The sequence below is a fragment of the Leclercia sp. UBA5958 genome, assembly GCF_002430365.1.
Classification (GTDB): domain Bacteria; phylum Pseudomonadota; class Gammaproteobacteria; order Enterobacterales; family Enterobacteriaceae; genus Enterobacter; species Enterobacter pneumoniae.
Genome location: NZ_DJCE01000001.1, coordinates 1 through 488, shown reverse-complemented (window position 1 = coordinate 488; position 488 = coordinate 1). Strand labels below are relative to the sequence as shown.

At 55.5% G+C, this 488-nt stretch carries 1 tRNA gene; it reads left to right on the top strand.

Annotated features, from left to right (window positions below):
• The first annotated feature begins 396 nt into the window (after nt 1-396).
• Nucleotides 397-484: transfer RNA gene (locus B2Q93_RS00005), tRNA-Ser, on the top strand.
• Nucleotides 485-488: the final 4 nt, after the last annotated feature.

Here is a 488-nt window from a genome sequence, read left to right as displayed (position 1 = left end):
GGGGGATGAGAACTCCCGACCAGGGTTCGACAACTGGCGCAGCCAGTTGGACAGACTGGGAGCGAAGCGAACAGGCTGCCCGTAGGGTGAGGCAGCGAGTCAATCCCCCCCTCACCGCCATATTTAAGAAAGAGCTCGTACGAAAGTACGGGCTTTTTTTTCGCATATTGCACGCCGCGGGGGGATGAGAACCCCCGACCGGGGTTCGACAACTGGCTCCATCCAACTACGCCCATTCACAGCGTCAACAGCCCGCTCCCCAGCGATAAAAACGATGGAGCTGATTATTGCTTAACCGAACAAACCATTAATTATAAAATCTGCTTGACCGTTTTAGCCCATCTCCCTATAGTAGCGCCCCGTTGCCCCCCACGTGGTCAGGCAGCAAAACAATATGGTGAGGTGTCCGAGTGGCTGAAGGAGCACGCCTGGAAAGTGTGTATACGGCAACGTATCGGGGGTTCGAATCCCCCCCTCACCGCCATATT